The sequence below is a fragment of the Acinetobacter colistiniresistens genome (assembly GCF_000413935.1).
Classification (GTDB): Bacteria; Pseudomonadota; Gammaproteobacteria; order Pseudomonadales; family Moraxellaceae; genus Acinetobacter; species Acinetobacter colistiniresistens.
The window spans coordinates 37,709-58,277 of the sequence record NZ_KE340384.1; the positions used below are offsets into that span (position 1 = coordinate 37,709).

24 protein-coding genes are annotated in these 20,569 nt (G+C 43.4%); 9 read left to right on the top strand and 15 right to left on the bottom strand.

What is annotated here, in order from left to right; translation table 11 throughout:
• Positions 1-35: 35 nt before the first annotated feature.
• Together F907_RS00735 and F907_RS00730 are read left to right on the top strand one after the other, a co-directional pair.
• On the top strand, positions 36-581 hold the full coding sequence (locus F907_RS00735) for a glutathione peroxidase (RefSeq protein ID WP_005240415.1): 546 nt from the start codon (positions 36-38) through the stop codon (positions 579-581).
• A 169-nt stretch (positions 582-750) separates the two neighbouring features.
• The gene (locus F907_RS00730; RefSeq protein WP_005240417.1) at positions 751-1,350 is read left to right on the top strand and encodes a hypothetical protein; all 600 of its coding nucleotides are present in this window, start codon (positions 751-753) and stop codon (positions 1,348-1,350) included.
• A gap of 78 nt (positions 1,351-1,428) precedes the next feature.
• Here F907_RS00730 and F907_RS00725 read toward each other — a convergent pair whose 3' ends face one another.
• The 10 genes from F907_RS00725 to F907_RS00680 form a co-directional block, all read right to left on the bottom strand.
• Complete coding sequence (locus F907_RS00725) at positions 1,429-1,848, bottom strand: F0F1 ATP synthase subunit epsilon (RefSeq protein WP_004773226.1); 420 nt, start codon at positions 1,846-1,848, stop codon at positions 1,429-1,431.
• A gap of 28 nt (positions 1,849-1,876) precedes the next feature.
• Positions 1,877-3,271 (bottom strand): F0F1 ATP synthase subunit beta, encoded by a 1,395-nt coding sequence (gene atpD, locus F907_RS00720; protein ID WP_004656517.1) that lies wholly within the window; start codon positions 3,269-3,271, stop codon positions 1,877-1,879.
• A 30-nt stretch (positions 3,272-3,301) separates the two neighbouring features.
• On the bottom strand, positions 3,302-4,171 hold the full coding sequence (gene atpG, locus F907_RS00715; RefSeq protein ID WP_005240419.1) for a F0F1 ATP synthase subunit gamma: 870 nt from the start codon (positions 4,169-4,171) through the stop codon (positions 3,302-3,304).
• 77 nt (positions 4,172-4,248) lie between these two features.
• Complete coding sequence (atpA, locus tag F907_RS00710; protein ID WP_004773229.1) at positions 4,249-5,793, bottom strand: F0F1 ATP synthase subunit alpha; 1,545 nt, start codon at positions 5,791-5,793, stop codon at positions 4,249-4,251.
• A gap of 42 nt (positions 5,794-5,835) precedes the next feature.
• A complete protein-coding gene (locus F907_RS00705) occupies positions 5,836-6,372 on the bottom strand; it encodes a F0F1 ATP synthase subunit delta (RefSeq protein WP_005240421.1) in 537 nt (178 codons plus the stop codon).
• Positions 6,373-6,383: 11 nt separating this feature from the next.
• Positions 6,384-6,854, bottom strand: coding sequence for a F0F1 ATP synthase subunit B (locus tag F907_RS00700; RefSeq protein ID WP_004656525.1), 471 nt, complete (start codon positions 6,852-6,854; stop codon positions 6,384-6,386).
• Positions 6,855-6,893: 39 nt separating this feature from the next.
• Positions 6,894-7,139, bottom strand: a complete 246-nt coding sequence (atpE, locus tag F907_RS00695; protein ID WP_000424060.1) for a F0F1 ATP synthase subunit C — start codon at positions 7,137-7,139, stop codon at positions 6,894-6,896.
• 82 nt (positions 7,140-7,221) lie between these two features.
• Positions 7,222-8,097, bottom strand: coding sequence for a F0F1 ATP synthase subunit A (gene atpB / locus F907_RS00690; RefSeq protein ID WP_005240424.1), 876 nt, complete (start codon positions 8,095-8,097; stop codon positions 7,222-7,224).
• 99 nt (positions 8,098-8,196) lie between these two features.
• The gene (locus tag F907_RS00685; RefSeq protein WP_005240426.1) at positions 8,197-8,595 is read right to left on the bottom strand and encodes an ATP synthase subunit I; all 399 of its coding nucleotides are present in this window, start codon (positions 8,593-8,595) and stop codon (positions 8,197-8,199) included.
• 170 nt (positions 8,596-8,765) lie between these two features.
• Positions 8,766-9,605, bottom strand: a complete 840-nt coding sequence (locus tag F907_RS00680) for a metal ABC transporter substrate-binding protein (RefSeq protein WP_005240428.1) — start codon at positions 9,603-9,605, stop codon at positions 8,766-8,768.
• Positions 9,606-9,825: 220 nt separating this feature from the next.
• On the opposite strand from F907_RS00680, the gene F907_RS00675 reads away from it, so the two are divergent.
• Genes F907_RS00675 through znuB form a run of 3 tightly spaced genes read left to right on the top strand, consistent with a single transcriptional unit; the run spans position 9,826 to position 11,897 of the window.
• On the top strand, positions 9,826-10,323 hold the full coding sequence (locus F907_RS00675; protein WP_016653300.1) for a transcriptional repressor: 498 nt from the start codon (positions 9,826-9,828) through the stop codon (positions 10,321-10,323).
• Positions 10,296-11,084: a zinc ABC transporter ATP-binding protein ZnuC gene (gene znuC, locus F907_RS00670; RefSeq protein ID WP_005240430.1), complete on the top strand. Its 789-nt coding sequence runs from the start codon at positions 10,296-10,298 to the stop codon at positions 11,082-11,084. Before F907_RS00675 ends, znuC begins: the two co-directional genes overlap by 28 nt.
• 3 nt (positions 11,085-11,087) lie before the next feature.
• A complete protein-coding gene (znuB, locus tag F907_RS00665) occupies positions 11,088-11,897 on the top strand; it encodes a zinc ABC transporter permease subunit ZnuB (RefSeq protein WP_005240432.1) in 810 nt (269 codons plus the stop codon).
• Positions 11,898-11,903: 6 nt separating this feature from the next.
• Here znuB and F907_RS00660 read toward each other — a convergent pair whose 3' ends face one another.
• On the bottom strand, positions 11,904-12,530 hold the full coding sequence (locus F907_RS00660; protein WP_005240433.1) for a LysE family transporter: 627 nt from the start codon (positions 12,528-12,530) through the stop codon (positions 11,904-11,906).
• 157 nt (positions 12,531-12,687) lie between these two features.
• Here F907_RS00660 and F907_RS00655 point away from each other — a divergent pair, with 157 nt between their 5' ends.
• The 4 genes from F907_RS00655 (at position 12,688) to F907_RS00640 (ending at position 17,862) form a co-directional block, all read left to right on the top strand.
• A complete protein-coding gene (locus tag F907_RS00655; RefSeq protein WP_005240435.1) occupies positions 12,688-13,608 on the top strand; it encodes a Dyp-type peroxidase in 921 nt (306 codons plus the stop codon).
• A 172-nt stretch (positions 13,609-13,780) separates the two neighbouring features.
• Positions 13,781-15,571: an arginine--tRNA ligase gene (argS, locus tag F907_RS00650; protein WP_005240437.1), complete on the top strand. Its 1,791-nt coding sequence runs from the start codon at positions 13,781-13,783 to the stop codon at positions 15,569-15,571.
• Positions 15,572-15,960: 389 nt separating this feature from the next.
• A complete protein-coding gene (locus tag F907_RS00645) occupies positions 15,961-16,575 on the top strand; it encodes an SPOR domain-containing protein (RefSeq protein ID WP_005240439.1) in 615 nt (204 codons plus the stop codon).
• A gap of 132 nt (positions 16,576-16,707) precedes the next feature.
• The gene (locus F907_RS00640) at positions 16,708-17,862 is read left to right on the top strand and encodes an IS4 family transposase (protein WP_005003123.1); all 1,155 of its coding nucleotides are present in this window, start codon (positions 16,708-16,710) and stop codon (positions 17,860-17,862) included.
• Positions 17,863-17,913: 51 nt separating this feature from the next.
• On the opposite strand, the gene F907_RS00635 is transcribed toward F907_RS00640, so the two are convergent.
• The 4 genes from F907_RS00635 to F907_RS00620 form a co-directional block, all read right to left on the bottom strand.
• A complete protein-coding gene (locus F907_RS00635) occupies positions 17,914-18,567 on the bottom strand; it encodes a glutathione S-transferase family protein (RefSeq protein ID WP_005240441.1) in 654 nt (217 codons plus the stop codon).
• 97 nt (positions 18,568-18,664) lie between these two features.
• Positions 18,665-19,063 (bottom strand): OsmC family protein, encoded by a 399-nt coding sequence (locus F907_RS00630; RefSeq protein ID WP_005240443.1) that lies wholly within the window; start codon positions 19,061-19,063, stop codon positions 18,665-18,667.
• Positions 19,060-20,007: a pirin family protein gene (locus tag F907_RS00625; RefSeq protein WP_016653301.1), complete on the bottom strand. Its 948-nt coding sequence runs from the start codon at positions 20,005-20,007 to the stop codon at positions 19,060-19,062. The genes F907_RS00630 and F907_RS00625 overlap by 4 nt, the downstream gene beginning before the upstream one ends.
• 170 nt (positions 20,008-20,177) lie before the next feature.
• Entirely contained in the window at positions 20,178-20,450 is a 273-nt protein-coding gene (locus F907_RS00620) for a DUF2798 domain-containing protein (protein ID WP_005240447.1), read from the bottom strand.
• Positions 20,451-20,569 lie beyond the last annotated feature (119 nt).

Consider the following 20,569-nt stretch of genomic DNA (forward strand, 5'->3'; position numbering starts at 1 on the left):
AGGTCTTGTCACAACAACAAATTAGGACGCATTCCATGAGCCAGTCGGTTTATCACATTCCTGTTAAGGACATCAAAGGTCAAGAGGTTGATCTTGCTCAATATCAAGGCAAAGTTCTGCTTATCGTTAACGTCGCATCAAAATGCGGTTTAACCCCACAGTATGAAGGTTTAGAAAAACTCTATCAGGCCAAGAAAGAACAAGGCTTGGAAATTCTGGGTTTCCCTGCCAATAACTTCTTGGAACAAGAACCAGGTACGAATGATGAAATTCAACAATTCTGTTCTTTGAATTATGACGTGCACTTTCCGCTATTTGCCAAAATCTCGGTTGCAGGTGATGACAAACATGCATTATATCAAACCCTTACTCAAGCCATTCCTGAACGTATTGGCGAAGGGCCATGGTGGAAAGATCTCGTGGATTATGGTTTAACCCCAAATAATCCGCCAGAGGTGTTATGGAATTTTGAAAAATTTCTCGTGAATAAACAGGGTGAAATTGTCGCTCGTTTTGCACCAGACATCACTGCAGATGACGAGCGTATTGTCAGTGCCATTGAAGCTGAATTGGCCAAATAAACTTTAAAAACATATAAAAAAGAGCAGTTGATCTGCTCTTTTTCTATTTGAATTCCCTCTCTCCATATGATCGTCTGCCATCAAACTGTTGCAGAATTGCAAAAATCACTTTTTTCTCCACACTTTCTCACTATAGTGACTTCCCTCTTATAATCTGGTGTGTTCAGCCATGATGGAAAAGCGATCTATCAAAGCCATTCTCACAACATCTACACTTGCCGCAGTGCTTGCCTTGGTCGGTTGTGACCAAACACCACAGGACAATCAACAGGCTGAACAATCCACTGAGCTGGAGCAATCCATCAGCACACCAGAAGATCAACAAGGTCACAGCTCAACTGCGCAGCAAAGCCAGAATTTAAGCCGTGGCAATATGCTCAATATTGCCCGTGATATTGCCAAGCTTCAGATCGAAACCGATGACTATGTCACGCTGCTGAAACAATCGCAAAGCAATCTAGAGCAGGCGATCCAGGATAAGAATGCACAGAAGTTACAAAGCACCACAGGTGAGTTAAATCAGCAACTGCATAACTTGCACGACGCCTTATTGTCATTGAATCTCAGAAGTGATGAAGTCGATCAGATCCGCCAAAGCCTATTGGCTGCCAATCAGCAGCTGTTAAATATGCCTCTCTTGCATGGTCAAACCGACCTTTCAAAAATTGATTTTGCCAAGATCGAGAAACAGTTTAATAGCATTCAAATGGACATGGTGAAACTGGCCACTTTGGTATTGGGCAATCATAAAGCCGATTCGAATGCCTAGAGATTAATTCTTTTAATTTTCAATTTGCGATAAAAAAGCCACCTGACGGTGGCTTTTTTAATCTCGAACCTGCAGTAATTAAAGTGCGCGGTTTTTGATTTTACGAATTGTTTCAAGCTGGCCTGAGATCTCTGAAAGAGATGCCAATGCCGCAGCTGAGTCCAAATCACTCTTTTGATTGGCTAACAATGCTTCAGCTTGTTTACGAGCTTCCATAATTGCAGCTTCATCCAAGTTGTCAGCGCGAATTGCAGTATCTGCAAGTACGGTCACAACGTGAGGTTGAACTTCTAACACACCGCCTGATACATAAACGATTTCTTCTGTACCATTTTCCAACTGAACACGAATCGGGCCCGGTTGGAGCAAAGTTACGAGTGGCGCATGTCCTGGTAAAATACCAAGCTCACCGCCCGCACCTTTTGCGATTAACATCGTAACTTGTCCAGAGTAAATCGACTCTTTAACACTTACAACATCACATTGCATAGTCGCCATGAGAATCTCCTTAAATTAGAGTTGCTAATTAAAGTTTCTCGGCTTTAGCAATCACTTCGTCAATACCACCAACCATATAGAACGCTTGTTCTGGGATGTGATCGTATTCACCAGCTAATAGACCTTTAAAGCCACGAATCGTTTCTTTAAGTGGTACTAATTTACCAGGCGCACCCGTAAATACTTCAGCAACATGGAACGGTTGAGAGAAGAAACGTTGGATTTTACGTGCACGGTAAACAACCAATTTATCTTCTTCAGCTAACTCGTCCATACCCAAGATTGCGATGATGTCTTTAAGCTCTTTATAACGTTGCAATACGTTCTGTACAGAACGTGCAATTTCATAATGCTCAGCACCAACCACTAATGGGTCTAACTGACGTGAAGTTGAGTCAAGTGGATCGATCGCTGGATAAATACCAGAAGATGCGATGTCACGGCTCAATACAACAGTAGCATCTAAGTGAGCAAACGTTGTTGCAGGCGATGGATCTGTTAAGTCATCGGCAGGTACGTATACTGCTTGGATCGATGTGATCGAACCAGATTTAGTCGACGTAATACGCTCTTGAAGAACACCCATTTCCTCTGCAAGTGTCGGTTGGTAACCTACTGCAGATGGCATACGACCTAACAATGCTGATACTTCAGTACCCGCAAGTGTATAACGGTAGATGTTGTCGACGAATAATAATACGTCACGACCTTTACCATTTTCGTCTTTTTGATCACGGAAGTATTCAGCCATGGTCAAACCAGTCAACGCTACGCGTAAACGGTTACCTGGTGGCTCGTTCATCTGACCGTAGACCATTGCTACTTTGTCAAGAACGTTAGAATCTTTCATTTCGTGATAGAAGTCGTTACCTTCACGAGTACGCTCACCAACACCAGCAAACACAGATAAACCTGAGTGAGCTTTCGCGATGTTGTTGATCAACTCCATCATGTTAACGGTTTTACCAACACCGGCACCACCGAACAGACCAACTTTACCACCTTTCGCGAACGGGCAGAGTAAGTCGATGACTTTAATACCAGTTTCTAAAAGATCAGTCGAAGCTGCTTGTTCAGCATAAGAAGGGGCTTGACGGTGAATCGGCAAACGCTCTTCAGTCGCTACAGGACCTGCTTCATCGATAGGGCGACCCAATACGTCCATGATACGACCAAGTGTCGCTGGACCTACTGGAACAGAAATCGGTGCATTTGTGCTAGTTACATTTAGGCCACGTTTAAGACCTTCTGTAGAACCCATTGCGATGGTACGAACAACACCATCGCCAAGCTGTTGCTGAACTTCTAATGTAGTTTCAGTACCGTCAACTTGGAGAGCGTCATAGATCTTAGGAACGCTATTGCGCTCAAACTCGACGTCGATAACCGCGCCGATGATCTGAATGATACGACCGCTACTCATTGCTGTCTCCTCAATTCAAACTTAATAATGTTAAACGGCAGCGGCACCGCCAACGATCTCGGAAATTTCCTGAGTAATCGCGGCTTGACGCAGCTTGTTGTAAATGAGCTGTAGGTCTTTAATCAATTGTCCTGCGTTGTCTGTCGCTGCTTTCATCGCGACCATACGAGCTGACTGCTCACATGCAACGTTTTCAATCACACCTTGATAAACCATAGACTCGATATAGCGAACCAACAAACCATTTAACAATTCTTCTGCTTCTGGTTCGTAGAGATAGTCCCAACCATAAGTACGGTTGAGGTCATCGCCTTCTTCTGCCGGTGCTAAAGGAACAAGTTGTTCAACTTTAGGCTGCTGAGTCATTGCATTGACAAAGCCATTTGATACGAGGTAGATACGATCTAATTCGCCCTTATCAAATGCATCAAGCATAACCTGCACTGAGCCTGTTAACTGTTCCAAACTCGGCGCATCGCCAAGTTGGGTCGTTGCACCAAGCACTTTACCGCCGTAATTCTTAAAAAACGAAACCGCTTTTTGACCAATCAAAGCAAATTCAACTTCAATTGACTGCTGTTGTTGTGCTTTGACATGCTGCACAACTTTCTTGAACAAGTTAATGTTCAAGCCACCTGCCAAACCACGATCTGAAGACACTACGATATAGCCAACACGCTTAACTGGGCGTTCAACCATATAACGGTGTTTGTATTCAGGGTTTGCTTGGACCAAGTGAGCAATTACACGGCGCATATTATCGGCATACGGACGGCCCTGAGCCATGCGCTCTTGCGCACGACGCATTTTCGAAGCAGCTACCATTTGCATCGCGCGAGTAATCTTTTGCGTGCTCTTGATACTAGCTACTTTGGCGCGAATTTCTTTTAAATTTGCCATACGCTTAACCTAGTATTCGAAAGCTCTTTCGAGCTTCCGAAGGTTGATCCGTGAACCAAACTTAACTAAAGATAAACTTAGTAAGTTTGAGTCGCTTTGAAGCTCTCAATACCTGATTTGATTGCTGCTTCGATGTCTTTGTTGTAATCACCAGTTTCATCGATCTGTTGCATTAACGCAGCATATTCAGAGCGGAAGTAAGAGATTAACGCAGCATCAAAGTCTACGATTTTCTTCACTTCTACGTCAGCCATATAGCCTTCGTTCGATGCATATACAGAAACAGCTTGGTCAGCAATTGAGTATGGAGCATATTGTTTTTGCTTCATTAACTCAGTTACACGTTGACCATGCTCAAGTTGCTTACGTGTTGCTTCATCAAGGTCAGAAGCAAACTGAGCAAACGCAGCCAATTCACGGTATTGTGCTAGAGCAGTACGGATACCACCAGACAATTTTTTGATGATCTTAGTTTGAGCTGAACCACCAACACGTGATACCGAGATACCCGCGTTCACAGCAGGACGAATACCTGCGTTGAATAATGATGTTTCTAAGAAGATCTGACCGTCAGTAATCGAGATTACGTTGGTTGGTACGAATGCAGATACGTCACCAGCTTGAGTTTCAATGATCGGTAATGCAGTTAAAGAACCAGTTTGACCTGTTACAGCACCGTTCGTGAATTTCTCAACATAATCAGCTGAAACGCGCGAAGCACGTTCAAGAAGACGCGAGTGAAGATAGAATACGTCACCTGGATACGCTTCACGACCTGGTGGACGACGTAACAATAATGAAATTTGACGGTAAGCAACAGCTTGCTTAGACAAATCATCATAAATGATTAACGCATCTTCACCACGATCACGGAAGTATTCACCCATTGTACAGCCAGAATACGGAGCTAAATACTGCATTGCTGCAGGATCAGCGGCCGCAGCTGCGACAACAGTTGTATACGCCATAGCGCCAGTTTCTTCTAGCTTGCGTACTACGTTTGCAATTGTTGATTGTTTTTGACCAATCGCAACGTATACACATTTAATGCCAGAGTTTTTCTGAGCGATGATCGCATCGATCGCCATTGCTGTTTTACCAGTTTGACGGTCACCAATAATCAACTCACGCTGACCACGACCTACAGGGATCATGGTATCAACTGATTTATAACCAGTTTGAACAGGTTCGTCGACAGACTGACGCCAAATTACACCTGGTGCTACTTTTTCAACAGCATCCGTTAGTTTTGCATCAATCGGGCCTTTACCATCAATTGGGTTACCCAAAGCGTCTACGACACGGCCAAGAAGTTCAGGACCAACCGGAACTTCTAATACACGACCTGTGCAACGAGCTTTTTGACCTTCTTGCAGGCTTAGGTAGTTACCTAAAACAACGGCACCCACTGAATCCTGTTCTAGGTTCAGTGCCATACCAAATAAGCCGCCGTCGAATTCGATCATTTCACCGTACATTGCATCTGCAAGACCGTGAATACGCACGATACCGTCAGATACCATGACGATGGTACCTTCATTCTTCGCGGTCGCGCTGGTGTCCAGATCGCCGATACGCTGTTTAATGAGCGCACTGATCTCGGATGGATTCAGTTGTTGCATTGCGCTATTCCTCAATCTTTTTTAAGTTCAGTCTTTTTGCTATTAGGCAAGAAGACGAGTCCGCATTTTTTCAAGCTTGTTAAGCGCAGAGTCATCTATCACTTGGTCGCCTGCACGAATCACAACACCTGCGATTAACGCTGGATTAACGTTAACAGTGACATGAACTGTTCTGTTAAAACGTTTTTCAAGCGCGTGAGCTAAAATATGCTCTTGTGTCGCATCCATTGGAAAAGCAGATTCAATCTCTACTTCCAATGTGTTGTTGTTCTGCGATTTAAGTAATTCGTATTCTGCTGCGATTTCAGGCAATAAAACCAAACGATCGTTGTCTGCAAGCAAGGTCAAGAAATTTGACACTGATTGAGACTGATCTTCACCTAAAACCTTCGCAAAAAGACCTACTTGTTCCGCAGGAGTCAGCTCAGGGCGATTTAAATAAGCGGAAAATGCTTCGTCTTGCACCGCAGCACCGAGCAGTTGTAACGCATTTGACCAAGCGTCAGTTGCATTCTGCTCAGATGCATAAGCAAATGCTGCTTTGGCGTACGGGCGTGCTAACGTCAAGAGTTCAGCCATATTCGCCTCGCTTAAAGTTTAGCAGCCAGCTGATTCAGCATGGCATTATGAGCTTCTGCGTCAACTTGTTGGTTCAGAATTTTTTCTGCGCCAGCAACTGCCAAAGCAGCAACTTGTTGACGTAATTCTTCGCGAGCAGAATTGATGTCTTGATCAACAGTTTCTTTCGCCTGTTGACGAATACGCTCACCTTCAGCAGATGCTTGGGTACGCGCTTCTTCGATCAATTGTGCTGCACGACGGTTCGCTTGTTCGATCAATTGAGCCGCTTGTGCTTTTGCTGCGTCTAATTCTGCCTTAACTTGTGCTTGCGCATCAGCAAGGTCAGCTTTTGCTTTTTCAGCAGCATTTAAGCCATCAGCGATTTTACGCTGACGCTCACTAATCGCATTGATTAGTGGTGGCCAAACAAACTTCATGCAGAATGCGACAAAGATCGCAAATGCAATTGCCTGGCCAATCAATGTGAGGTTGATATTCATTTCGCTATTCCTCAATATGTGGATTTAGGAATTAAGCTATTAACCTACAAATGGATTAGCGAAGATGAAGAACAAGCCAATACCAACACCGATCATAGGCACAGCATCAAGAAGACCCGCAATTAAGAACATACGAGTTTGAAGTTGTGGAGCCAATTCTGGTTGACGAGCAACAGCTTCTAAGAAGCGACCGCCTAAAAGACCGAAACCAATCGCAGTACCTAAAGCACCGAAAGCGATCAAGATAGCAGATGCAATTGCAACTAGACCTAAAGTGAGTTCCATGAAAAATTCCTCAGAGGTTAGGTTATTACCAAATTAAACTAAAATTTAAGCCCAACTGTCAGGTGACAATCAGGCAATACCATTAATGCTTTTCGCTTGCCATGCTCAAGTAAACGATGGTCAGCATCATAAAGATAAATGCTTGCAGCGTGATTACGAGAATGTGGAAGATAGCCCAAGGCACAGATAACGCCCACTGGATCCAGAACGGCAATAATGCGATCAAGATGAAGATCAACTCACCCGCATACATGTTACCGAACAGTCGTAGAGCCAACGAAACTGGACGAGCAAGGAAAGTTACTAATTCCAAAATTAAGTTCACTGGAATCAATAACGCTTTTGCAAATTTGTTACTTGGGTTGAATGGGTTAAGTGCCAATTCACCGACGAAACCGCCGATCCCTTTCTCACGAATACTATAGAACAAGATTAAAACAAATACAGACAACGACATACCAAGGGTAATGTTCGGGTCAGTAGATGGAACGATCTTGAAGTAAACGTGGTGAGGGTCCATGCCAAATACGTTTGCACCAATCAATTGAGCTGTATACGGGATCCAGTCAACTGGGATTAAGTCCATTGCGTTCATGAGGAAAATCCACACGAAAATGGTTAATGCCAAGGGTGCAATTAAGCGTGATTTGCCGTGGAAAGTATCACGAACACTTGAGTCAACAAACTCGATAATCATTTCAATCGCTGACTGAAATTTAGTTGGAACACCTGCATTCGCAGCTTTCGCAACTGTCCAGAACAACAAACAGAAAATAACACCAAGTCCGATAGACCAACCCATTGAATCCAAGTGAATTGCAGTGAACCCCATCGAATGAGCTTCTTCAGCAGTCTCAGCCAATTTCCATGTACCGTCAGGCATTTTGCCATAGGTCATATTGGTCAAGTGATGCTTGATATACTCGGTCGAAGTCAGGGCATGTTCTTCAGCAGCCATAAATCACACCTGGTCAATGTCAATCATTAAAAAGAAGAGAAACGAATCATGCGGATGGCCATAATTCCGCTTCTACTTCCAAAAATCTCAAAATGTGCCTTACCCTCGTTTTTGTAGACGTGCCACCCAAAATGGCGCGACCCACGACATCGCTTGTACGAGAATAAATCCACAAAACAATGCAACCGGTGACAGCGGTTTAACATTGCTCAAAATTAATATAAAACCCACGATCACAATCGCAAACTTACCGAGCATTCCTCGGTACATATTCAGCATGACTTGTTTTGATGCTCTTGCGCCTGCCGTTCTAAACGACTGCCAAGCAAAATAACAGTGTGCCAACCAACATACCAAAGCCCCAAGCGCAGCACTCAAAGCAGCAGTTGTATCTTTTATTGCCCATGCAAGCAACGCTGCAACAGCAATCATACACGCTTGTAAGAAGACCAAAGCTTTTGCTAATCGTCGGTCAATCATGCGACTAGTTTGGCTCATTTTTTACCCACTTACAGCAGAACTGCTTGACAAGTTTTAATCATGATCGTTTCGAATCGCAGGCATTATAGAGTTACACCCCTGAACATGCAATCTTTTCTCGACTTAAGTCGGGTTTTTTCGTTACCATATTTTCTGACGATAGAGTCAATTGATTTTTATTTTTTTGATCAATTTTGTGCACTTATTACGCATTTATCGGTTTTTGAAGCCAATTTTTGCCACGCTGTTACAAAATTGTCTTCGCCACGCATGCTTTCATCGACCGGTTGGAAAACTACTGGGTTCATTTTTTGGTACTGACTGGCACTCGCTGTCGTTTCAGCCAATAAGCACATTTTATTTTGTGGGCGATTATCTCTTAAATACTTGATTTGGGCTGCAGTCGGAGCAATGTGCGGATCATCCGTTAATGCGCCTGCAAATTTCAAGTTTAAGGCCCGCTCCAAGTATTGATAGGCATCATGATAAGACCAATAGTTCTTGGTTTTGGTTGAACTTTCATATTGTTGAGAAGCCTGCAACATTTGCTGTGAAAATTCTTTGGCATTGGCCATATATTTGGCCCGATTTTCGGGATATTGCTGCGAACGTAAGGTCGCGATAAAAAATGCGATGCGAACTGCATTATTCGGATCCAACCACACATGACTATCTATAGTATTTGGCATAGACGCACCACGCAAATTACGTAGTGGCAAAGTGGTTAAAATACCTGAGTCCAATAAAGCAATCGCTTTACGGTTCGAGCTCAACATTTTTTCCAGTGGCGCTTCATGGGATTTACCCAACCAGATGACCAATGACGCATCTTGAATCGCTTTACGATGAGCAGGGGTAAGTTGTACATCATGACCACTCTGGTCTTTCAGGAGCAGAACAGGTTGTTCTACTCCATCTGTGACTTGTTTGGCAATCAAATAAATTGGATGTGTTGAAACCACCAAGCTTTGTGTCCAGCCCCATGTGCTTAACATCGAAAACAAGACAAAAACAATTAGGCGGGACATTTCAACATTACTCACGAAATAAAGCATGTTATAATATAACAAAAGTTAAAAAATGCCTATGTCTATTTTAAGATTCATAGCCCGATCGACCACGAGCTTAACTTATATATAGCTCGTTATATTAAATTGCATGTTATGATAGTAAATCTATTGAAATGTCATAAACCTTTATGACCCACTGAAACATCGATAGATTTTACAAAAACAATGAGGTCAATCTATGAGTTCTTGTTCACATGAACATGACAATGCCTTACATGGTGTTCATGGTCATCATGACATTAAAGCGCGACTTACTGAGGCAGAACTGTTATGTACTGCAACTGGCGCTCGCCTGACACCTTTACGTAAAGAAGTGCTTGAACTCATTTTAAATGCCTCTGGCCCAATGGGCGCCTATGATTTATTGGCGAAAATCAAAGGTCAGGCAGACCGCCCTGCTGCACCACCAACAGTGTATCGTAGCTTAGACTTTTTATTAGAAAAAGGGTTGATTCACAGGCTGACTTCAATTAATGCCTATATTCCTTGTTGTCACCCGCGTGAAGGACATCAAGCCGCGTTTCTCATCTGTACAGAATGTCATTCCGTCAAAGAAGCATCTGCACAAGGGCTGATCCAGCAGCTTGATCAACTCGCCGCCTCAGACCAATTCTTAGCGCAGCACAGCATTATTGAAATTTCTGGAAAATGTCATCAGTGCAGCACACGCCAATAAGCACTCCACTTATTCAACTGGAGAATATCTCAGTTCGGCGAGACGAACGGGATATTTTGAGAAATGTAGATTTTGCTTTGCAGGCAAAAGAGATTGTGACGCTGATTGGTCCCAATGGCGCGGGTAAATCTACATTAATCAAAGTACTGCTTGGCATCATGTCCCCCAATAAAGGCAAGATCCACTGTGCTAAAAAATTAAAACTGGCCTACGTGCCGCAAAAGTTTAATCCATCTGCCAGCTTGCCTTTACGAGTACAAGATTTACTGGATCTGGAAATCTGCACAGCAGATTTACGTGCAGAGATTATTCGCGACACAGGCATCCAAAAATTACAGGCATCCAAAGTACAGCAGCTGTCAGGGGGTGAACGGCAACGGGTGTTACTGGCTCGCGCCTTACTGCGTCAGCCTGATATTCTCGTCTTGGATGAACCGATGCAGGGGCTGGACATTCAGTCCGAAGCTGAACTGTATGAATATGTACGTAGCTTACCTGAACGTTATGGCTGTGCTGTGCTGATGGTGTCGCATGATTTGCAATGGGTGATGCAAGGGACGCACCGTGTGGTCTGCCTGAACAAACACATCTGTTGCAGCGGTCTACCTGAAAGCATTCAACAGCATCCAGAATACCAAGCCATTTTTGGTACCCAAAGGATGTTCTACCAGCACCATCACAACCACTGTGGCCATAGTGATCATGCTGAACCGTGTTCCCACGATCCGCGTCCTCATATCCACCCAGAACCAAAGGTCTAAGCCATGATGGAATGGTTACAACTCCTGTTACCTGCTTGGATCATGGGGTCATTGCTGGTTTTCCTGACCGCTCCACTCGGTTGCCTGATGCTGTGGCGCAGAATGTCTTTTTTTGCCGACACCATGGCACATGGTACCCTGCTCGGTGTGGCAGTTGCAGGTATTCTGAATTTACCGTTCTGGCTCGGTGTAGCCTGCCTCGCCCTATTGCTGGTTGCCCTGCTATGGGTGCTGCATGATTCACGCTTACCCAATGATGCACTGCTCGCTTTAAGCTCGGCCACCCTACTCTGCTCTGGCCTACTGTTAATTCAGCAAGTGCCAAGCCTACGCCCGGAATTATTGAGCTATCTATTTGGTGATTTACTCAGTATCGAGTGGTCTGATTTACCCATGTTTGCAGTGGTGATCAGTGCTGCACTGATCGTGCTCTATCGTTCATGGTCAGCTCAGATTCAGATTGCAATTGATCCTGATATTGCGATGAGTGAAGGGGTAAATGCCAACTGGCAACGTCTGGTCTTTATGTTGTTATTGGCATTGTTTACGGTACTGGCGTTACGTGCGGTGGGTTCACTCTTGATGGGCGCGCTGCTGGTCATCCCAGCCCTCAGTGCCCGTTTACTGGCACACTCTCCTAAACAAATGGTGATCTGGGCATTTGTGTTAGCACAGTTTGGCGTTACCGTTGGCTTATGGTCAAGCGCTGCTTTAAATATTGCAACGGGGCTAAGCATCGTTTTATGTATGGCGCTGTGTTTTGCTGCCATTTTTATCGCACAAAAATTTAAAAGCCAGTCACAATCTGCCTAACACGATTTAGGCCGATTGCTGAATTACACTCAATAATAAGGCTGCACCACTAAACATCACGGCAAACCCACGATTTAAATATTTTTGCTGTGTCGGTGAGCGAAGCAGTCTCAACACTTTCGATGCCAGTCCGGTATAGCCCGCCATGACAATCAAATCAATCGTCACCATTGTCATTGCCATGATCAGGTATTGCAGCCACTGTGGTCGATTTAAGTCCAAAAACTGCGGTAGAACAGCCAATAAAAATACGATTGCTTTGGGGTTGCTCATATTCACCACAAAGCCTTTAAACACCAAAGCCAAAGCAGATTTATCATTCTGTTCCTGCTGAATCTCGATGTTTTGGATAGGTGCTGTCCACTGCATATAAGCTAGATAGAGCAAATAAATCACACCAAACCATTTCACCACCTGAAAAGCCCAAGGAGTCGTGGCAAATAGGACACCAACGCCCGCAGCGACAATCAAAATTTGTAGAATCAGGGCCACTTGCAAACCGATCGCATTCCAATAGCCATGCTGAAAGCCATAGTTGAGACCACTCGACATTGAGGCAATTGCACCAGCCCCTGGAGAAATACTAATCACCCAGCAAGCCAACATAAAAGCAAACCAAATATGCAAAGACATAGAAGTCGTGTCTGAAAAAAACGGAAATTATACCGTTTTATCAAGCTATCATGATGATATTTTGGACAATAAAATTTCATAAATAAGCTACTCAGCCTTCATCACATCAGGCACAATTATTCTTTTTGTCCCTTAAAAAACAACTAAGGAGATTTTAATGACTGCGCAATCTGTCATTCTTCCACTACCTTCTGACCATGCCCGCTTTATTGTTTTACGTTTAAAAGATTTAAGTGTTGCCGAATTAAAACAACAAATTGAAGTTCTACTTTCAACACGTGATCGCCTGATCACACAGCATCCCAATGACCAGATCAAAACTGCGGTTGCATTTGGCCCTGAACTCTGGTCAAAACTCTATTCTCAAACTCCAGAAGGCTTTAAGCAACTCGATCCGCAACAAGGCGCCTTCAATATGCCTGTAGTTCCTGCCGATGTGTTTATTCATATTGCCAGTGCCCGTGCAGATATCTGCTTTGCCATCAGCCAAGCCTTCTTTCAGGGTATTCAAGATAAAGTTGAGGTTTTGGATGAACGTGCTTGCTTCCGTTTCTTTGATGGCCGTGACATGACCGGCTTTATTGATGGGACGGAAAACCCGCAATTCCCAGATGACCGTGCTGAAGCCGCCCTACTCCCAGAAACAGCCGAAGCTTTTGCCAATGGCAGTTTTATCTTTGCACAACGCTATGTTCATGATCTGGCAAAATGGCAAATGCTCAAAGTCGATGCGCAAGAGCATGTCTTTGGTCGTACCAAACTAGAGTCAATTGAACTAGATGATGAGATCAAGCCAGAAAACTCACATGTGGCACGTACCGTGGTGGAAGATGATAAAGGGGAAGAAATGGAAATCTTGCGCCACAGCTTGCCTTATGGAGATGGCAAAGGTGAGCAAGGTTTATTTTTCGTCGCTTATACCAACAACCTCAGTATTATTGATGAAATGCTGAAACGCATGTTCGGCACCACAGGTGATGGTATCCATGACCGCTTATTGCATTTCACTACTGCCATTGATGGTGCTTATTATTTTGCGCCAAGTGATGAATTATTAGCACAACTTTTAGAAGACTAAAACACCAAGATGCTATATCTATCAAGGGTATAGCATCTTTAAAACCCAGCTTTAAAACATGAACTTAAAAAGTTTTATAGGAATATGTTAATTCCAGATCAATCCCACTCCCCCTAAGCCGATAAAGTTTGCTATATTGTTCGTTTTTCCGCGACATTTATTTTCGGTAACTATGAATACGGCAATACAAGCAGCTCTTGATCATGCGGTACAAACTCTGCAACAGCAAGGTGTACTTCCTTCAGATTGGACCAACACGAGCCATTTAACCCGTACCAAAGACCGAAGTCACGGAGACTTCGCTTCAAATATTGCCATGATCGGTTCAAAAGCCGCGGGCATGAAACCACGCGATCTTGCTGAAAAAATCCTGGCGGCCCTCCCTGAAGTGGCGGACATTACTAAGTCAGAAATTGCAGGTCCGGGTTTTATCAACTTCTTTTTAAATGCTGATCAGCGCTATGCAGTGCTCGACCAAATTCAAGCGCAAAAAAATGATTATGGTCGCAGCCAAGCCAATGCAGCTAAAAAAATCCAAGTCGAATTTGTCTCTGCCAATCCAACTTCTAGTCTGCATGTCGGACATGGTCGTGGTGCAGCCTATGGCATGACTGTTGCGAACTTATTAGAAGCAACAGGTGCATCCGTTGACCGCGAATACTATGTCAATGATGCAGGCCGTCAAATGGATATTTTGGCCACTTCAACTTATTTACGTTATTTAGAATTGACTGGTCAAACTTTAGTTTTTCCTAAAAATGCCTACCAAGGTGACTACGTCAAAGAAATTGCACAAGAAATTATTGATAAAGATGGCAATGCCCACGTTCGTGCCGTTGCTGACATCTATAAAGATGTACCCGAAGATGTTCAATACGCTGAACAACTCGATGCAGAAGGCAATAAAGTTATTCTTTCTGGCGACAAAGAAAAGCACATTGATGGTTTGATCGCAAACTCACAACAACACTTGGGTGCGGACTACCGTGTTTTCCATCAAGCAGCTTTACATGCCATCTTGGATGATATCAAAGATGACTTGGCAGACTTTGGTGTAACCTTTGACAAATGGTTCAGTGAAGACTCCCTGACCGACAAGATTGACGAAGCGCTTGAGACATTAGACCAACGTGGTTACCTCTATGAAAAGGACGGTAATATCTGGTTTAAATCGACCGAGTTCGGTGATGAAAAAGACCGTGTAGTGAAACGTCGTAATGGTCAAACCACTTACTTTGCTTCTGACATTGCTTATCACTTGAATAAATTACAACGTGGCTATACTGACCTGATTGATATCTGGGGTTCAGACCACCACGGGTATATTGCACGTGTGAAAGCAGCGATTGATGCCATGGGTTACGACTCCAAAAAACTGACCGTACTTTTGGTTCAGTTCGTAAGTTTGTGGCGTGGTGGCGAGATGGTACAAATGTCATCTCGTTCAGGTCAGTTCGTGACATTGCGTGATCTTCGTAAAGAAGTGGGGAATGACGCGGCGCGTTTCTACTATGTGATGCGCAAGTCTGAACAACACATCGATTTTGACCTCGATCTTGCCGTCTCACAAAGCAAAGACAATGCAGTGTATTACATTCAATATGCACATGCCCGTATTTGCCGTATGTTAGAAAAAGCAGCCACTACAGGGATCAGTTTTGATGCTGTTGCGGCGCGTGAACAAGCCAACCGTTTAGAACTTGACGCTGAAACAGAAATTTTATCTAAGCTTGCTGCGTATCCAGATATCTTGGTTCGTGCAGCCAATGCCTATGAACCGCACCAGATTGGTAACTATCTGAAAGAATTGGCGGCCTTGTTCCACGCATGGTACAACGAGCATAAAGTATTGGGTGATGATGTGGCTCTGACTCAAGCACGTTTATTGCTTTCAATCAACGTACAGCAAGTTCTACATAATGGCTTAGAATTGCTTGGTGTCTCCGCTCCTGAGACCATGTAAAAAAAGTGAAGCGAAAGCTTCACACATGGTCGCAAGACGAAGGGCTGTGCCCGAAGTAACCATGTAAATAGTGAAGCGAAGCTTCACACATGGCTGCAAGACCGAAAGCTATGCTTGAGGTGGGCTGTAAAATAGCAAAGCAACGCTTTGCACATCGTCGCAAGACCGAAGGCGATGCCTGAGGTACCGATGTAAGCAAGCCCTCTTTGCATCGGAGGGCTATGCCTAAGGTGAACGGTAATGAGTAAAGCAACGCTTTAAACCCATGTAAACTTAAGCCATCATTGTTAAACAATATGGTAAACAAAGCATTATTTTTAAACATAATGCTTTGTTTTTAAGCAGATTCAAGTTACAAATAAACCAATAGGATCAAGAGGAATTTTCCGGTGTTTGGAAAAACGCAACGTGGTGTATCTGAACGACCAAACAAGCCTAAAAAACCGCTCATTCCAAAGTGGTTAGGAATGCTTGTCGCCATTCTCGCGATTCTATGTGCTGCGGTGATGTTGATGCTTTGGCAACCATGGCAGCCCGTACCTGCGAAAAATCAGGTGACCTCTGAACATTATCAAGAAGAAAATACCAATAAAGACTACCGTTTTTATGACTTGCTTCCTCAACAGCAAGTAACCCCAATTCCTGAACAAGCGGTACCTGAGACCAAAACTCAAGGAAATGTAGTCATTATTGAATCACCAAAACCACAAACCACCACAACTCAAGAGCCTGATAGCGGAATTAGTGCAACTGAACAACCCACAGCACCCGCACATGCGACCTACATTTTACAGGTTCGCAGCTATCCTGACCCAGACAGTGCCGATGCGCGTCGTGCAGAAATTATTCTAAATGGTTTATCTGCTGATGTGGTGAAAAGCGTTGAAAATGGTCAGACTTGGTACCGTGTATTCTCTGGACCTTACGATAGTCAGGAATCTGCACTGGCCGCACAACAAACCTTGCAACACAGCGGTATTGACTCTATTGTGATTAAACGCTAAGGCAAAAATCCATTAAAAAAGGGAACCCATGGTCACTACTGTCCCATAGTTTGCTTTAAATAAAAAAAACCTGAGTCTAAATAGTTAAAATATGAGTGCAAACAAACACTTTAACTATAAAGGAGTCAGGTTTTGTCACATCAGAATACCGTATTTCATCAATTACTCAAACCCATTCTAAGACAAGATTTTGAACGTCTGGCTAAACTACACCACTCTGGGCAAAAATTAAGATCAGCCACCCGCTGGGATCAGTTTGTTGCTATATTGATGTCCCAACTTTCTTGTCGGCAAAGCTTAAGAGACATTCAATCCAATCTCGAATCCCAGCAGGAAAAGCTCTATCATCTTGGCGCGAAGAGAATTGCGCGAAGCACCTTAGCAAGACTCAACGAAGAACAGCCCGCCAGCCTGTATCAGCAATTGTTCACACAGCTGCTTCAGCGCTGTGAAAACTCTAAAACTGCACATAAATTTAGATTCAAAAATCCGCTGTATTCACTAGATGCCAGTCATATTGATCTTTCACTGTCATTGTGCGCATGGGCAAAAGTGCATGAATCCAAAGCCAGTATTAAACTCAGTGTTGGCTTAAATCACAGCAATACCATTCCTGAATTTGTAGCGCTTGGGGATGGTATTGAAAATGATATGGTGCAAGGCAGAGCATTTAAATTTCCTGCTGGCAGCATTATCGTCTTTGATAAAGGATATGTTGATTATCAATGGTTTGCTCAGTTGACACTTCAGAACGTCAGCTTTGTAACCCGGCTACGCCCAAAGACAGTTTATCAAGTTAAATCAAGCCGCAGCGTATTAGAGACTAAAGGGATTATTGCGGATGAATGTATTGAATTGAGCAGTGCGCATGCCAAGAAAAGAGGCGCACCTGAATTATTAAGACGTATAGAGTTTTATGATACAGATAAGAAAAGAACATTCGAATTTCTGAGCAACAACTTTCATCTGGCAGCATCCACCATTGCTGCAATTTATAAAGATCGCTGGAAGATTGAGTTATTCTTTAAAGCCATCAAGCAGAATTTAAAACTGAAGTCATTTCTAGGTCGAAGCCGCAATGCGATACAAACGCAAATATGGATTGCATTAATTGCCTATTTGCTGGTGAACTTCGCTAAACACATGGCACAAGAAGGATGGAGTGTTCAGCGTTTACTGAGAATTATTCAGGTCAATTTATTTGAAAGGAAACTTTTAAGGTCACTCTTTGTGCCTGATAAAAAATGGCGAAAACAAGAAGAACCTCAATTGAGGTTCTTCTTGTGATATTTGTGGGACAGCAGTGACCCATGGTTCCCTTTTTTAATGCTCAAAATTCTATGCGCATTGCGAATGTAAGGTTTTTTGTTCAGCACGCTGAAAGGCTGGACGTTGTTGAACCCGTTGTACAAAAGCTTGAATATGCGGATATTTACCATGTAAACGATTTTGTATGGCGATCAACGGAAAGGCCATTTGAATATCTGCAAAAGAAAAGTCGCCTGCAAAATAATCATGTTTTGCCAGATAATCTTCAAGATACAAAATATGTTCTTTGACGCGCGGACGCACAAAACCTGCTTTGACACCATCACTAATTTTTTCAGCGATGGGACGAATCACCCAAGGAACATGTTTACTGACATTGTTCATCACCAAAGTCATGACCAATAAAGGCATTAATGAGCCTTCTGCATAATGCATCCAATAGGAATATTGGCGTTGATCAGCAGCTTGTTGCGGTTTAAATTGATGTTGCAGATCATACTGTTGCTGCAAGTAGTCTAAAATGACAGCAGATTCAACAATCACATCGTCACCATCCACTAAAATAGGTGCTTTACCCAATGGATGGATCTGTTTGAGGCTGTTGGGTGCTGAGAAATTGGCTAACCTTTGATAATACTCAACTTGGCAATCCACACCAAGTTCTTCTAATGCCCACAAGATACGGAACGAACGTGAACATTGTAGGTAATGTAAGGTAATCATTTTTGTGCCTGCTTTTGAGCTGCGTAACCATGGTGTTAGTCCCTCTCACGGTTACGCTTAGAATTTTGTTTTGCCCAAGCACAATAGCACTTTAGTCTTAAAGAATCATGGTGTGAATGTCTAAACTACGTAACAAAGTTTTAGTTACTGGTGTTTTGCTACAGACATTAAGAAGTTTTTCTTGCAAATCCTGTGCAACAGGTTGCTTAAACACAACTCGACGTTCTATACGCTCCTGCTGCTCGCGATTGATATGAAAATCCACCTCAACCTTGAATTCACCTAAATCGATTTCCTTATGCTGCGCATACATACGCAAGGTGATCATGGTACATGAAGCCAAACTTGCGGTGAGGAAATCATAAGGTGCAGGACCTGTATCATGTCCTCCAAACTGTTCTGGTTTATCGGTAAGGAATTGATGCCTGCCACTGTGTACCTCACCCTTCCAAGGTTCTGGCAAAGTCTGGACGGTTGCACTTGCAATCATACTCATTTTGATGCCCTCATTTGATCGGGTAACACAGGGGCTTCCAAACGTTTGCCCTGATAATCTGGAATTTCGCCGAAACGTGCATCATGGTTCACCCAGTCTTCACGCGCTTGCTTTAACTCTTCCATCGTTCGGCCTACGAAATTCCACCACAGCAAAATCGGCGATTGAAACGGTTCTCCGCCAATCAGCAACAAACGATGCCCTTGGGTAAGTTCTACCTCAATTTCCGTCAGCCCAGTTTCCAGTACCACCATGTTATCGGCAGTAAGTTCATGACCATTAACGCGAGCGGTACCTTCAAGTGCCATAAACGCATATTCAAACTCTGGGTTTAATGGAATACGGGTCTTGGTATCGGCTTGTGCGGTAAGATCTACACCCACTAAAGGCGTATGCACCTGCACAGGTGAAGTTGTGTCGAGGAAATCTCCAACCAGTACGGTAAATTCAACCTGATCTTTATTTACAATTGGTAATTCTGGATAGTGTTCAAACTTAGGCTGTATATTCAGTTTGTCATCAGGCAAGGCAATCCATAGCTGAGCAGCGTGCATTTTAGTTTCAGTATCAGGTGCAACTTCAGTGTGTGAAATCCCACGACCGGCGGTCATCAAATTGACCTGTATCGGACGGATGAGTTGTTTTGAACCCAGACTATCGGTATGCATCATGGTGCCTTCAATCATCCATGTAAAAGTCTGCAAACCAATATGTGGATGCGGCCCCACATCCAGACCATCACCTGCAGGAAAGCTCACAGGCCCAGCATGATCGAGAAAACACCATGCCCCGACCAAGCGCTTTTGTCGACTCGGTAAAGCACGTTTAATCACGGTTCCCTTGCCAATTTCGGCCGAGCGAATAGTAAATTCTTGAATAAATTGATTGATATATGTTTCGCAGTCTTTTGAATCAGAAATATCGTAGTCGTTATTATTGCTCATGATATTGCTCTCTGTTACCTATGCTAATGCAATGAGTTGATATCTTGATCTTAACAATACATACATTCAGCAATATAGTCTTTTCGTAATACACAGAGTGCTATTCATAGGACAATCCTGATGAAAATTCAAGAAGCGTTGCCCTTCTAGATAATGCCGCCTCATCCAGTTTATGGCTTAGGTTGCATATCCACAATCAGACCTGTTAATCGCCGAACTACGGGCAATAAAATCAACACCAAAGGATAGGCGATCAGCCAGGAAAACATCCATGTCTCTAGCCATATGATCAGAAAACCTGGAATAAAACCTGTCCTCATCCATAGATTAACCAGTGACAGCGTCCCACTCATAAAAAAGGATAGAATCAATGGTAATATCCACATCGCATACTTGGCGGGCAATTTCGCAATCCGCCAAGAGCTTGCTTTCAATTCCTGCATTTTCAGCCTATTTTAATAAAAAAACTCTTTAGTTTATTTTAACAATTTAAAGCTTCGTCGACACCATATATTGCTGATACGCAGAGTGCTATCTATGCAACAACCTGTTGTCAAATTGA

Excerpts from the sequence above, each read along its gene's own strand:
- F907_RS00735 (WP_005240415.1), top strand. The coding sequence starts at position 36 with ATGAGCCAGTCGGTTTATCACATTCCTGTTAAGGACATCAAAGGTCAA.
- F907_RS00730 (WP_005240417.1), top strand. The coding sequence starts at position 751 with ATGATGGAAAAGCGATCTATCAAAGCCATTCTCACAACATCTACACTT.
- F907_RS00725 (WP_004773226.1), bottom strand. The coding sequence starts at position 1,848 with ATGGCGACTATGCAATGTGATGTTGTAAGTGTTAAAGAGTCGATTTAC.
- atpD (WP_004656517.1), bottom strand. The coding sequence starts at position 3,271 with ATGAGTAGCGGTCGTATCATTCAGATCATCGGCGCGGTTATCGACGTC.
- atpG (WP_005240419.1), bottom strand. The coding sequence starts at position 4,171 with ATGGCAAATTTAAAAGAAATTCGCGCCAAAGTAGCTAGTATCAAGAGC.
- atpA (WP_004773229.1), bottom strand. The coding sequence starts at position 5,793 with ATGCAACAACTGAATCCATCCGAGATCAGTGCGCTCATTAAACAGCGT.
- F907_RS00705 (WP_005240421.1), bottom strand. The coding sequence starts at position 6,372 with ATGGCTGAACTCTTGACGTTAGCACGCCCGTACGCCAAAGCAGCATTT.
- F907_RS00700 (WP_004656525.1), bottom strand. The coding sequence starts at position 6,854 with ATGAATATCAACCTCACATTGATTGGCCAGGCAATTGCATTTGCGATC.
- atpE (WP_000424060.1), bottom strand. The coding sequence starts at position 7,139 with ATGGAACTCACTTTAGGTCTAGTTGCAATTGCATCTGCTATCTTGATC.
- atpB (WP_005240424.1), bottom strand. The coding sequence starts at position 8,097 with ATGGCTGCTGAAGAACATGCCCTGACTTCGACCGAGTATATCAAGCAT.
- F907_RS00685 (WP_005240426.1), bottom strand. The coding sequence starts at position 8,595 with ATGAGCCAAACTAGTCGCATGATTGACCGACGATTAGCAAAAGCTTTG.
- F907_RS00680 (WP_005240428.1), bottom strand. The coding sequence starts at position 9,605 with ATGTCCCGCCTAATTGTTTTTGTCTTGTTTTCGATGTTAAGCACATGG.
- F907_RS00675 (WP_016653300.1), top strand. The coding sequence starts at position 9,826 with ATGAGTTCTTGTTCACATGAACATGACAATGCCTTACATGGTGTTCAT.
- znuC (WP_005240430.1), top strand. The coding sequence starts at position 10,296 with ATGTCATCAGTGCAGCACACGCCAATAAGCACTCCACTTATTCAACTG.
- znuB (WP_005240432.1), top strand. The coding sequence starts at position 11,088 with ATGATGGAATGGTTACAACTCCTGTTACCTGCTTGGATCATGGGGTCA.
- F907_RS00660 (WP_005240433.1), bottom strand. The coding sequence starts at position 12,530 with ATGTCTTTGCATATTTGGTTTGCTTTTATGTTGGCTTGCTGGGTGATT.
- F907_RS00655 (WP_005240435.1), top strand. The coding sequence starts at position 12,688 with ATGACTGCGCAATCTGTCATTCTTCCACTACCTTCTGACCATGCCCGC.
- argS (WP_005240437.1), top strand. The coding sequence starts at position 13,781 with ATGAATACGGCAATACAAGCAGCTCTTGATCATGCGGTACAAACTCTG.
- F907_RS00635 (WP_005240441.1), bottom strand. The coding sequence starts at position 18,567 with ATGATTACCTTACATTACCTACAATGTTCACGTTCGTTCCGTATCTTG.
- F907_RS00630 (WP_005240443.1), bottom strand. The coding sequence starts at position 19,063 with ATGAGTATGATTGCAAGTGCAACCGTCCAGACTTTGCCAGAACCTTGG.
- F907_RS00625 (WP_016653301.1), bottom strand. The coding sequence starts at position 20,007 with ATGAGCAATAATAACGACTACGATATTTCTGATTCAAAAGACTGCGAA.
- F907_RS00620 (WP_005240447.1), bottom strand. The coding sequence starts at position 20,450 with ATGCAGGAATTGAAAGCAAGCTCTTGGCGGATTGCGAAATTGCCCGCC.